Annotated in this window: 10 protein-coding genes; 5 read left to right on the top strand and 5 right to left on the bottom strand. The window is 44.5% G+C overall.

Going from position 1 to position 11894, the window contains the following annotated elements; all coding sequences use genetic code 11:
* Nucleotides 1–58 precede the first annotated feature (58 nt).
* Nucleotides 59–1867, bottom strand: coding sequence for a tetratricopeptide repeat protein (locus tag QUA78_RS30305; protein ID WP_333305456.1), 1809 nt, complete (start codon nucleotides 1865–1867; stop codon nucleotides 59–61).
* 440 nt (nucleotides 1868–2307) lie between these two features.
* Here QUA78_RS30305 and cysS point away from each other — a divergent pair, with 440 nt between their 5' ends.
* On the top strand, nucleotides 2308–3900 hold the full coding sequence (cysS, locus tag QUA78_RS30300) for a cysteine--tRNA ligase (RefSeq protein WP_333305458.1): 1593 nt from the start codon (nucleotides 2308–2310) through the stop codon (nucleotides 3898–3900).
* A gap of 50 nt (nucleotides 3901–3950) precedes the next feature.
* On the opposite strand, the gene QUA78_RS30295 is transcribed toward cysS, so the two are convergent.
* Nucleotides 3951–4142: a DUF433 domain-containing protein gene (locus tag QUA78_RS30295; RefSeq protein ID WP_333305459.1), complete on the bottom strand. Its 192-nt coding sequence runs from the start codon at nucleotides 4140–4142 to the stop codon at nucleotides 3951–3953.
* Between the two features lie 113 nt (nucleotides 4143–4255).
* On the opposite strand from QUA78_RS30295, the gene QUA78_RS30290 reads away from it, so the two are divergent.
* Complete coding sequence (locus QUA78_RS30290; RefSeq protein ID WP_333305460.1) at nucleotides 4256–4483, top strand: hypothetical protein; 228 nt, start codon at nucleotides 4256–4258, stop codon at nucleotides 4481–4483.
* A 199-nt stretch (nucleotides 4484–4682) separates the two neighbouring features.
* On the opposite strand, the gene QUA78_RS30285 is transcribed toward QUA78_RS30290, so the two are convergent.
* Complete coding sequence (locus QUA78_RS30285) at nucleotides 4683–5639, bottom strand: alpha/beta hydrolase (protein WP_333305462.1); 957 nt, start codon at nucleotides 5637–5639, stop codon at nucleotides 4683–4685.
* Nucleotides 5640–5656: 17 nt separating this feature from the next.
* Entirely contained in the window at nucleotides 5657–5980 is a 324-nt protein-coding gene (locus QUA78_RS30280; protein WP_333305464.1) for a helix-turn-helix transcriptional regulator, read from the bottom strand.
* An 80-nt stretch (nucleotides 5981–6060) separates the two neighbouring features.
* Between QUA78_RS30280 and QUA78_RS30275 the strand changes: the two genes are divergently transcribed.
* On the top strand, nucleotides 6061–7173 hold the full coding sequence (locus QUA78_RS30275; protein ID WP_333305466.1) for an AI-2E family transporter: 1113 nt from the start codon (nucleotides 6061–6063) through the stop codon (nucleotides 7171–7173).
* A 123-nt stretch (nucleotides 7174–7296) separates the two neighbouring features.
* Here the strand turns inward: QUA78_RS30275 and QUA78_RS30270 are convergent, their stop codons facing one another.
* Entirely contained in the window at nucleotides 7297–8232 is a 936-nt protein-coding gene (locus tag QUA78_RS30270; protein ID WP_333305468.1) for an OmpA family protein, read from the bottom strand.
* Between the two features lie 734 nt (nucleotides 8233–8966).
* Here QUA78_RS30270 and QUA78_RS30265 point away from each other — a divergent pair.
* Nucleotides 8967–9638 carry a hypothetical protein gene (locus tag QUA78_RS30265; RefSeq protein WP_172187026.1) on the top strand — a complete coding sequence of 224 codons (672 nt, stop codon included), beginning with the start codon at nucleotides 8967–8969 and terminating at the stop codon, nucleotides 9636–9638.
* A 5-nt stretch (nucleotides 9639–9643) separates the two neighbouring features.
* On the top strand, nucleotides 9644–11722 hold the full coding sequence (locus tag QUA78_RS30260) for an abortive infection protein (protein WP_333305470.1): 2079 nt from the start codon (nucleotides 9644–9646) through the stop codon (nucleotides 11720–11722).
* Nucleotides 11723–11894 lie beyond the last annotated feature (172 nt).

The raw sequence follows: 11894 nt of genomic DNA, 5'->3' as shown, positions 1-11894 counted from the left end.
AACTAATTATGAAATGGAACCGAAAAGTAAAAAATAAAGGTAACTTAGTTAATGCAGTTTAGATGTTTGACAGCTTAGCTATTTCGTCTCGCAGTTGTTCTAACTTCTTTAAATCCTCTTCTTGGGTAACGATACTTTTGAGGTCGCGGGTGAGGATTTGTTCAACTAGGTTGCGAGTTTTGCTGTGTTCAGCGTATTCAATGGCTTCGGTGGGTTTGTCTATTTTTAGGCAAGCTTCTACTACACTGCAATAGAGTTCATTCCATTCTTCAGCTAATTTCTGTTTTGATTCATCTCCAGATACTATTTCACCCCGCAGGGATTCTACAGTGTCAATGGCATCAGTAAATGTATTGTAAGCTGATTGGAAGTCCTCATCTGTTTGATAGACAATACCCAAATTAAATTTAGTTAAAATATAGTTTTGTGGCAGGGCATGAGGATTAAGTATCTGTAATGCTTGTGTGTAACATTTTATGGCTAATTGACGAAGCTTTAAGGCTTTTTCATCTCTATGGGTAACACTTAAATTTCTGTACGAAGCGCCGAGATTAGTCTGCGCCATTGCCCATGTTTCTGGAAAAACATCGAATTTAAAAACCAACAAAGCTTGGTGATAGCACTTGATGGCTTGCTTTAAATAGTTGGTAAATTCTTCTATATTATGTGTGTGTCCGCCTTGAATATAATTGTTGTATGCATTGCCTAGATTGATTTTTGTTGTTGCCCAACTTTCGGAAAAAGTATCGGGAGTGAACACCAATAATGCTTGGTTATAAAATTTTATGGCTTCTTCTAAGTTATTGGCTTTTTTCCCAAGTATGCGAGACCGATAGGTAGTGCCAAGATTATTTTGGAGCATAGCCCACTCTTCTGGAAAAGCATCCTGAGTGCGTACTATTAATGCTTGATTATAATATTTTATCGCTGCTTCTAAGTTATCTACTCTTTTTCCTTGAATACGATTATTGTAGGCATTTCCAAGCTGATTTTGTAGTAGAGCACAATTTTCATAAAAAGTATCAGAGCTAAATACTAATAAGGCTTTGTTGTAGCAATTAATAGCTTTCTCTAAATTATCTGCCCTTTCTCCAATTATACGTTGTTGGTATGCCTTGCCAAGGTTAGTTTGAGTTATTGCCCATTTTTCTGGAAAATTCTGGCGGGTACGTACCAATAATGCCTGCTGATAGCAATTGATAGCTTGTTCCAAATTGTCTGCTCTCCTGCCACGTAACCGATCGTCATAGGCAGTGCCAAGATTTGTTTTGGTCATTGCCCATAATTCTGGAAAATCCTCACGGGTCAATACCAGCAACCCCTGATTAAAGCAATTGATAGCTTTTTCTAAATTATCTGCTCTATTCTCAATTTTTCGCTCACTATAGGCATTGCCCAGATTATTTTGCAGCATTCCCCATAATTCAGGAGAATCCTCGCGGTTAAAAATAGTGCCAACTATTTCATAGCCTGCAATGGCTAATTCCAAATTCTTTACTTTGTTTCCTAGCGGAAACTGTTGCATCAAGTTACTAAAGTTGCCGATGAGTCCCGCATACTCTTGGACTTGATTTTGTTCTACTTGTTCTAGGATATCTATTGCCAATTTTTGAAACAATCTGGCAAAGGAATCATCAAGTTTTTCTTTGTTTGCTGCTAGCAATGGGTAGACGACTTGTGGGTTACTATCGCTGTCGTAAATTGCCCGCAACACCTTCATCAAGAAACTGAAATACATTTCTGGGGTTGCTATGGTTTCCGAGTTGGCAATCTTCTCAGCCAACTCGGAAGCCAAATTTCCCAACAACCAAGTAGCACCATCCTCATTCCCCTGCTGTGCTAGATAGTCACCCTCTTGTTCCATCATATGCCTCCTTGAAAAAAACTTCATATGCACGATTAAAAAAATATTCCGCTTTTTTTCCTTCCCATCGATTTATTTGTTCCAAACCCTGTTTAATTCCCTTTAAAGTCTCTAATAACTCAACCGCATCTAAAAGTCTCTGATAAGATAAAATTCGGCATTTTGAATAACTAACTCTGCTTTCCCGTTGAGAGTTAGAACTAAAGGATGTTTTGTTTGCTTCAGCCGCTGCACAAACTCATTGGTATTACGTTTAAAATCGGTGAGATAATGTATGTCTCTTGAAAGGTTTATCATAATGATGACATTAAATTAGCATCTAATTAAATGTTACACGGTATCTGCGGATTTTGTCAATCAAACAGCCCTACCTGAAAATACGGGAATCAAACGCGGTAATATAATAAATTAGAGCAGTACGTCAATCCCAAATCTCAAATCCCATGGCCCTAACGCTTTACAACAGCTTGACCCGTCGCGAATCACCTTTTGAACCCCTCGAACCCCCAAAGGTGCGGATGTATTGCTGTGGCGTTACGGTGTACGACTACTGCCACGTCGGCCACGCCCGCGCTTACATTGTTTGGGACATGGTGCGCCGCTATCTGATGTGGCGGGGATACGATGTGCGCTACGTGCAAAATTTTACAGATATTGACGACAAAATTCTCGATCGCGCCCGCGAAACCAATTCCACAATGGAAGCCGTCGCGGAACGCTTCATCGAGGAATATTTCGTAGATATGGACAAGCTGAATATTCTCAGGGCAGATGAATATCCCCGCGCCACCCATACAATCGACGGCATTAAACGGCTGATTCACGAATTAGAAAATAAAGGTTATGCCTATGCTTCCGGCGGCGACGTTTACTACAAGGTGAGGCAGTTTGCCGATTACGGAAAACTTTCCGGCCGCAAGTTGGAAGAAATGCAGGCTGGGGCTAGCGGGAGATTGGAAACAGCAGAAATAGAAGCTCAAAAAAAGCAAGATTCGTCAGATTTTGCCCTGTGGAAAAGCGCTAAACCCGGAGAACCTGCTTGGGATTCATCTTGGGGAAAAGGTCGCCCCGGATGGCACATCGAATGTTCGGCGATGGTGCGCTATAGCAAATTATTGGGCGAAACAATTGACATTCACTGCGGCGGTTCCGATTTAATTTTTCCGCACCACGAAAACGAAATTGCTCAATCTGAAGCCGCGACGGGCAAGTCCCTGGCTAATTATTGGATGCACAATGCTTTTGTGACTGTCAATGGCAAAAAGATGTCGAAATCTTTGCACAATTTTATTACAATTCGCGATTTGTTGGATGGGAATTGGTCGGGTGATTTGGAATCTAACCCCCCCCAGCCCCCCCTTGGTAAGGAGGGGAGTAAGAATGAAGGAAGCGAGAAGTCAAAAGCGGTGGAACCGATGGCGGTGAGGCTGTTTGTGTTAACAGCACAGTACCGCAGTCAAATTGATTTTACCGAAGAGGCGATCGCCTCTGCAAAAAATGGCTGGCAGACTCTTAAAGAAAGCCTAGTTTTTGGTGATTTGCACGGTTCCCAATTGGGCTGGGATTTAGATAAAATTCTGAAATTGCCCCTAGGCCATAGTGATGCTGTACAGCAATTTATAGCAGCGATGGATGATGATTTCAATACTCCTAATGCTTTAGCTGTTGTGTTTGAATTGGCGAAGGAATTGCGGCGCGAACGCAATATAATTGTACATGGGGGAAAAACGGAAATGCCTTCGGAAGTGTTGCAACAAAAGTGGCAGACTCTTGTTAAGTTAGCCGAAGTTTTAGGATTTACCAATCTCGTCCCGGCACGTGCGAATATCCGTCTCCATCCCCCATCTTTTAGTCTTGAAGCTGAAATTATTAGCGGATTAACTGATGAAGAGATTGAGGTGATGATTCAGCAGCGGAAAGATGCCCGGAAAGCTAAAAAATTCGCTGAGGGCGATCGCATTCGCAACGAACTTAAGGATCGGGGAATTACTCTGATCGATCAAAAAGATGGTACAACAATTTGGCATCGGGGTTGAAACTAAATTCATAATCTGCGGAGGCAGACTTTGTTTGACAAGAAGCGGTTTCAACCGCCGAATTCTAAACACGCTCTAATGTCTTCCTCCGTTAACTCTGGGAAATCGTCTAGAATCTCTGTATGAGACATTCCCGCAGCCAGCCAACCCAACAAATCATACACGGTAATTCGCATTCGCCTGATGCAAGGCTTTCCACCGCGTTTACCTAGTTCGATCGTAATGATTTTGCGATCGCTCATGACAAGACCTAGTTTAGTACATTTTTCTTGAAGTTTAGCCTAGTCTTGGAATAAGCGATACAATTTACTAAACTTCGCAAGTTGTTCAACCTTAGAGCTAATAGCCTAACTCTATGAATACCCTCGACCAAGTGCTAGAAACTGCTTTACAACTGTCCTACGAACAGCAGGAAATGCTGATTAAAATCCTGCAAAACCGTCACCGCGAGAGTATCCGCGCCGAAATAGCTGCGGATGCTCAACAAACATTAGCTGATTTCCGTACAGGCAAATTTCGACACCAGTCAGCCGAGGAGGTTATTGCAACATTACGCCAGTCTTTGGACGAGCCCGAAACATGAGACCACTGGTTCTGACTCCCAAATTCAAACGAGCATTTCGCAAGTTTGTCAAACGAAATCCTGACCTCCAGCATTGTGTTCTCGATTGAAGAGGACACGGAAACAAATAGTGAAGTCATTGTTTTACTCGACATCGGGACACATGATGAGGTCTATTAACTGTGTCAGTTATTATTAGATAATAACTCCACAAATAGATTTAATTTTTATTTAACTTATCCACAAACTCCGCAACAGTCTCGACAAATTCTGCTGTTGATTCGTAGGGCAAAACATTGCACCCTGGCATTAATAAACCTTCTGCATTGGGAAAGTTAGCCAAATATTGCGCTAATCTTTCATCCGGTTTCTCTTCTTTACCCGCTTGACTGATGCTTGAGGCTTTTTCTCCCATCACAATCAGTGCGGGGCGATCGAACTTTTGAATCGTACCGCTGTAATCCTGCCGCCAAAACCCAGCTAAAAACGAGAAAACCGCGTGCCGGCTGTCAGGATTCGCCGCCCCAGCCTGCAAAGCATCCAACCATTCGCTGTCAACTTTAGCAGCATCGCCAAACAGTTGTTTGATGGAAAAAGAACGCAAAAACTCAGCGCGTCTGGCGTAGCGGTAAAAAGCGTTTCCCAAGGGAGAATCTAACAAATTCCAGACAATTCTTTGCTGTCTGTCTGTCGAATGTTTGTTCATCACCGCCCAAGCGGGAGGCCCCGCGAGGACTAACCCGCGAATTAAATTTGAGCCGCTTTCCTGCTGCTTTTTTGCTAAAGCCAAGGCTACAGCTAGCAAAGCACCTTGCACGAGGACGATCGCAGGTTTTTTTACTACAGTTTCCAAGAAAAACTGCAACTGTGCAGCCCAATCGTCAGGATAGCAAGCCACAGCAGGCATTTCGCAATCGCCGCAGCCCAAAAGGTCGGGATTATAAATTGGATTTGTGTTCCCTGCTTTGTACCAACTCTCACAAAATCTATGCCAAAAGATTCTTGACAAACCAACTCCTATCGGATGAATTAATAACAAAGGGATGCTATCTTCTGTCGCAGTAGTTGGTTGATAAACATTGTAAGCACAGCGATAATTTTGCCATTTGTAAAACAGCGTTGGTGATTTTATAGACGAAAGGGTGGATAAATCTTGGGTGGAATATTGTGGCTGCATATTAATGTTTTAATTGATCATATACTAGGCGCTACGACAATGCGAGTTTGAGCTTGGACATTTGGTTGCGAGTGGGCAATACGAATCTCTACATTGCTGCCGAGTGCGTTGAGAAAACGAAATAGGCGTTCTGTAGAGAACTCGGATAATTTACCGCGCATCAATGCTGATATTTTGGGTCGATCGATTCCTAAGAGCTTTTCTGCTTCAGTCTGGCTTAGTTGGCGTTCGGAAATTAACTCACTGATTTGATGAGCTAGTTGTGCCTTAATCAATAATTCATCAGGATTGGGGAGCCCTAAGTCAGCAAAGACATTCCCACTGCTTGAATGCACTTTCATAATCTTAATTGTAACTTATATCATATCGTTTATTATAAAATCAAGGCTGAGACGAGCGCCAAAAATATAATTACTTAATCATGTCAGAACAGCGGATAACCATTTCTTTACCTAACTTGCTGCTAATTGTAGCATCGTCCTTGCTGCTAGTGCTGCTGTGGCAATTGCGGAGCCTGCTAGTAATTCTGATGATATCAGTCGTGCTGGCCGCGTCGATCGTCCCGATCGTTAATTGGGCCGAAACAATGCGGGTTCCCCGCTGGCTAGCGGTGATTATGGTTTATTTAACTCTCATCGGCGGATTTAGCGGGACGGTAGTGTTAATCGGCCCCACGGTAATCGAACAAATAGAGTTACTGCTGCGGCAGTTACCCGTTTATGTCGAAAGTTTGCGAACTGTGGCAACTAATGTATTGAGTCGGTTGAGCGACAATGCCCCAACCTTGGTGGGTCAGTTGGTGGACACTCAATCGCTGACTAATTGGCTGATTCGATCGAGCCAACAACTGGTTTTGCGATCGTACAGTTTAACTAGAGGCATTCTAGGCGGTGTCTTTAGCCTAGTTTTAGCATTATTTATTTCAGGTTACATGGTAGCCGACAGCGACACATTAATTAAAAGTTTGGTGCAATTTTTCCCAAAACCTTGGGATGCAAGATTAGCCGCACAAGCAGCGCCAATCGGTCAAAGAATGGGGAGTTATATTCGCGGGCGAGTGTTAGTTTCGGGGATTTTAGGGATATTTATTACCACAGGTTTGAGCATTTTGGGAATGCCGGAATTTGCTTTAGGCTTGGGTGCGATCGCCGGTGTTACTAACTTGATTCCCTTCCTCGGGCCAGTTTTGGGAGCAGTACCAGCATTAATCGTAGCATTAGCTAAAGGTGGCTGGGTACTTTTGTGGGTGTTGCTGTTATTTGTAATCATCCAGAATTTGGAAACCTACGTGCTAGATCCTTTGCTGGTTGGTTCATCGGTTGGAGTGCATCCTTTATATCAATTGCTGTCTGTCTTGGGAGGCGTTCAAGTATTGGGAATTATTGGAGCTGTAATTGTGCCGCCTTGGTTTGCGGGAGTGGCAGCTTTGATTGAGAACTTGTATTTAAAACCGAAGCTTAGGAGCGAACATCAAGAGGCCATAGATCGGGCTAAAAATAATTCTGACTTGCCACCTCTTACACCTTCAGCCTGATAGCCTGATAGCGGGGAAGATAGGGAGATGGGGCCATAGGGAGAGGGGAATTGAAATATTTAATTTATATGGTTTCTGTTGGCATCGGAATAAGATGCTTGAAAAATGACTGATGACTGATGACTAAGGACTAATTGCCACTTCAATGCGCCGGTTGCGTTGCCGATTAGTATCGGAACTATTGTCTACCGAAGGGCGACTTTCCCCATAGCCGATCGCCACCCAATGATAATTCTGGCCCACAACACCAGACAAATACTGCACCACAGCCTGAGCCCGCGCCAACGACACATTGCGATTGTCCGCCGCTTCCCCCGCGTCGTCAGTGTGGCCCGCAACCCGCACAGTTGCCCCCTCGTGATTGCCCAACTCCGCCACCAAATTGTCCAAAATCGCATTAGTACCCGCGCGCAAAGAAATGCTGCCAGTATCAAACAAAACATCGCTGGGCAGAGTCACCATCAGCCCGTCCCCGCCAAACACCGGATTGTTGGCATTCTGTGGCGCAGTATTAACCGTTTCAGCGATCGGACTCGGGCTGCTGCCGATCGCGGGCAAAGCAGGAACAGGACTTGCCGCCGTTTCCGGCCCCGCCAATTGCCGCGACATCAACTGCAACCGCTTTTCCAAACTTTCCGTCGGGCGGCTGCTGCCCAACTGACTTTCCAAAGCCGCCGTGCGGCCGATCAGCGCGTTGAGCTCGCCCTGCAACTGTCTCAAATCCGACTGCAATTTCTCTCTCTGGGCAGGACTGACTTTGGACTGCTGACTGGGTGTAGCGGTTGGTGTCGGGAACGCCGGAATTTGCTTTGCTGGTGCGCGTTTCGGGCTGGGGGTCACATTTTGAGTTAGACGCAGCAATCTCTCTGCCAGCGGCATCTCGGTCGCGCCTGAGGGATAAATTTGAGCGATCGCCATCCCCAGAACCCAGGCAAAACCGCTGCCTACCCCCAGCAGCAGCAGTCTAAAAATCAGCGACAGTACAAGCAAACCTTTTCCCCGCGACTTGGAGGCGCGAGTCGGGGGGATTGAAGGTTTTTGGTTAAAAGATCGCGTCATATTTCCTGCTATACAAAACTTGGCTCAATTTTATCTTTGCTTCACCATTCAACTCTAAGTATTTTCGTTGCTTGGTCTGACTCCTGCTTCTACGTGCATGAGTCTGCTCCTACTTGTCCACTGCCGTCAATTCGGGTGGAGCAACACGCTATTTTTTGTCAGTACAACTATTTTTTTTTAAGCTTTTAGCCATTGTTTAATTATTATTTTCAACCAATTTAACGAATCGTGGTATCCCGTTCGACCTTTTTATAGGCTGGTCAGTTTTACATCGATCGCGGTTTGTTTACAAACCAGAAAAAAATTGCAAACCAGAAAAAAATTGCTTTGGTTTTTGGGTTTATCTAGACCTTATAGCATACAACGGAGCGTCTGTCAATAAAATCGCCATAATTCGCTTGAGAAAAAGTTTAGTAAACTATGAGGTGATTAGGTCAAACTCCCTCTCGGTTCACATACCATATTGATTTCGGTACTATCTTACCTGTGAGATTTTAATAAAACTTGAGTTAAGTTGTGTAACGAACTAAATTAAGATAGCAGACCTTGCCGCCTTTGCCGATCGATTTTAGATTTTAGATGGGAGCACAAATCTAAAATCTGAAAAAGAAACCCGGTTTCTACAAATCTGGGGTTGGGTGGCGAAGTATCGAGGCTAAAACCGGGTTTCTAGCCCGTTGCGTGTAAGCCTGAATCTGTTGGATAATCCAGTAAAACTTTTGGAAGAAAAACCGATGACTGACCCTTTAAATAGCCCTTATCCCGTTCCGTGGGAATGGATTAGTGCCACTCATGCTAAAGTTAGCTCAACTGCCGGCACAGGCCTCCGCTACTATCGCAGTCCATCCCTAGTATCAACTAACGGCCAATACGCAGCTTACAGTCGAATTGAGCTGCAAGTGCAGCCGGAATTCGCCCGGTGTCGGGTTAGCAGCGTCATGTTTGTGGAAAATCTCAAAACTGGGGAACTGCAAACAGTGGCGGCTGCTTCGCCGCTGGCGGAAAGCGGAATGTATGCTAGCGATGACACAGATATGTCCGGGACGATCGCCATTTTAGTGCCTGTTTCTTGGAATCAAGACGGTTCCCGCGTTCTCGCCCGTGAATTTGAAGCGCTTTTCAACTCTTCCGATATGTCCGACTACGGTGTCATTTGGGACAAAAATGATAATTACACTTATACCGTTGCTCCCGCTCGCAGTCTTTACACTCATGCTGTATTGTTGGGTTGGAGTCAAGTTTGTCCCGGACAAGTTCTGTTCCGCGCCGGCAATTTGGGCGATCGATCTTGGCCTCTTTGTGCAGTTGATATGGCCGGCAAAACCGTAGCTATCACCGAGGACAAACCCCTCGTTTTCGGCAGTCAAGCCAGCACAGACTGGATCGAACCTAAAACTCGTTTTTAGATATTATGGCGGCATTTTCTTTGAGCGGGCCCACAATTTTTTTACTGTCAGGTCAATCTTTCGAGCAATTCATTTTGACTCTGGCGCTGATAGTTCTGGCTGTAATTTGCGGCCTAACAGCTTTTATTTTTGTTCGGCTTTTCCTCAATTGGTTGCAGGCGAAATTGGAGGGAAACCGCCATCTTTTTAGACGAGCATTCAAAACAAACACTGGCAACTCAACCCCTAATCCTTCTGAAGCTGACAAAGTTTTTTTAGAACCACAATTTGTAGAAAGTGACGGCAATTTAACGGCTGCTATTTTTGGACAAAAAAGCGATATTTTAGAAGCACTTGAGCCGGAGATAATCTGCGAAAATTCAGCAGCAGTTGCCTATCTCTACAAGCCGATCGCTCTTTGGCACGGGCGGTTAATTTTGCCCTCAAGCGAACAGCGCCAGCCCTACGGTACAGTGTTTTTTGAAGTAATAAACGCGCCAAAAAAATATAAAATTTTTATTGGCAAAACAGCCTTTTTGAAATGGAGTACAAATCGCGAAGTACAGTTTTTTGCCCACGCAGTAACGCAAGATATCAACTTCACAAAACAGGCTAAAGATAGTAAAAAATCTGGCAACATTCATCCAGATAGATTGAACGGCTGGCGCAATGTAGGTCCTTTAGAAACTCTAGCAGGCACCAGACTCGAAGACAGCGTGACTGTGATGCTGCGCAGGCCGGTGATTGCGATTAATTATAGCAGCAGCGATCGCTATGAACTCACGATCGATCGCGAACCAGTACAAATTATCGGACGTTTGTGCGCCTTCGTCTCAATTTTGCAACGAAAAGAACCCGACAGCGACAAATTTATTGTCCGACATTTCAACAAAACATCTCGACAATTTGACGGCGCAGCCGAAATTATTCGGATTCCGCAAGTACAGCCAGACAAAAATGGCGTAGCGAGGTCTACCAATTACCTGATCGAAAAATCGCCCTTAAATCCAGACGGCTGGTACATTTACGGCGAAAGAGACGAAGACAGTATGTTTGTAGTGCAGGCAATCGAACCCCGCAAAATTGCCCAATTAACACCAGATGAAACACATTTCGGTCTCAAAAAATCTCTGGCTTATTTAAGCAGCAAAAATTGGGAAAATACACCAGCACAAAAAGGGCAAGCAAAAATAGTATTGTTAACCCCAAATGATGCTACAGAAAACGCTTCAATCTCCCCTTGGCAAGAAGGAGATATCGGCATAGTGATTCACAGTTTCGGCGGTATCGGCGGCAAAAAAGGCGAACCTGCACCGCTGGGAATTGTCACCGGACATTTTGCTTTCGGAATAGCAAAAGTGGTGCGCGATCGCTTTACCAGCGAACTGCGTTTTGACATAGAATACAAACAAGTTTACGCCCACAATCCCGACGGAATTGTTGCCGGTTCCAGCAAATGGCAAAGTTATATGGGAGACTTGCAGCGCGGCTGGTTGGGCGAGCGCCCGGTTTGCGATATTATCTGTAAATTAGATTGCGTGTGTTGCGACTACGATTTTGGCGGGATCACCTTGTCGCCTTTAACCGAATTAAACCAGCAACTAGATATCATGATGGCCCGCTACCGCAGCGGAGACGGCACCGGCGCAAGTTTAGTCACCCCAGCAACTTCTTGCGTCCAAGATTCAAGTCAGGCAATTTACGCGACAATTAAAAAAATTACTTCCGAAATAGAGTCAAATCCTCAGATTCAAGACTGGCTGAAAACACATCCCACCGACGCACAAACCCAAAGATTTCACCAGTTAGTAGCTTTAGGAGAAAGTTTAGAAAAAGTATTAATGCCCCTCGGCATTGTCCGTCCAGATTGGCGGAAAAATCCGAGATTGGCGGGGATTGATTCGGAACTGAAAAAAACATTTTTTGCGGGTATAGTGAACCTAATAAAAGCTGCTATTAGTTACCGAACAATGCTGCCCAGGCGTACCCAAGATGAAATCGCCAAAATTTTCTTAAAACAGGGAGCATTTTTGTGGATAATTCGCACAAATCAAGTCGGAGGATTTGACCCCGACATTGAGCCGATCGCACCAACAGGATTTTAAATCAGCAATCGGTTTGTAGATGATTCGGCGATTGAAATCGCTACTAGAAAAACCCAGTCTGCCTCCGCAGACTAAGAGATTGAGGGAGCATTTAACCCACATTCCGCAGATATTCAAGCAGAGGTAAAGGAAGATAGATTCGGCAACAATAAACTCCCAAACGATTGCCGTG

The organism is Microcoleus sp. K4-B3, assembly GCF_036704615.1.
GTDB lineage: Bacteria > Cyanobacteriota > Cyanobacteriia > Cyanobacteriales > Microcoleaceae > Microcoleus.
Note: the sequence above shows the minus strand (reverse complement) of the source record. Positions and strands in the feature narration are given on the sequence as shown.

Coding starts and splice junctions, on each gene's coding strand:
- QUA78_RS30305 (WP_333305456.1), bottom strand. CDS start 1,867: ATGATGGAACAAGAGGGTGACTATCTAGCACAGCAGGGGAATGAGGAT.
- cysS (WP_333305458.1), top strand. CDS start 2,308: ATGGCCCTAACGCTTTACAACAGCTTGACCCGTCGCGAATCACCTTTT.
- QUA78_RS30295 (WP_333305459.1), bottom strand. CDS start 4,142: ATGAGCGATCGCAAAATCATTACGATCGAACTAGGTAAACGCGGTGGA.
- QUA78_RS30290 (WP_333305460.1), top strand. CDS start 4,256: ATGAATACCCTCGACCAAGTGCTAGAAACTGCTTTACAACTGTCCTAC.
- QUA78_RS30285 (WP_333305462.1), bottom strand. CDS start 5,639: ATGCAGCCACAATATTCCACCCAAGATTTATCCACCCTTTCGTCTATA.
- QUA78_RS30280 (WP_333305464.1), bottom strand. CDS start 5,980: ATGAAAGTGCATTCAAGCAGTGGGAATGTCTTTGCTGACTTAGGGCTC.
- QUA78_RS30275 (WP_333305466.1), top strand. CDS start 6,061: ATGTCAGAACAGCGGATAACCATTTCTTTACCTAACTTGCTGCTAATT.
- QUA78_RS30270 (WP_333305468.1), bottom strand. CDS start 8,232: ATGACGCGATCTTTTAACCAAAAACCTTCAATCCCCCCGACTCGCGCC.
- QUA78_RS30265 (WP_172187026.1), top strand. CDS start 8,967: ATGACTGACCCTTTAAATAGCCCTTATCCCGTTCCGTGGGAATGGATT.
- QUA78_RS30260 (WP_333305470.1), top strand. CDS start 9,644: ATGGCGGCATTTTCTTTGAGCGGGCCCACAATTTTTTTACTGTCAGGT.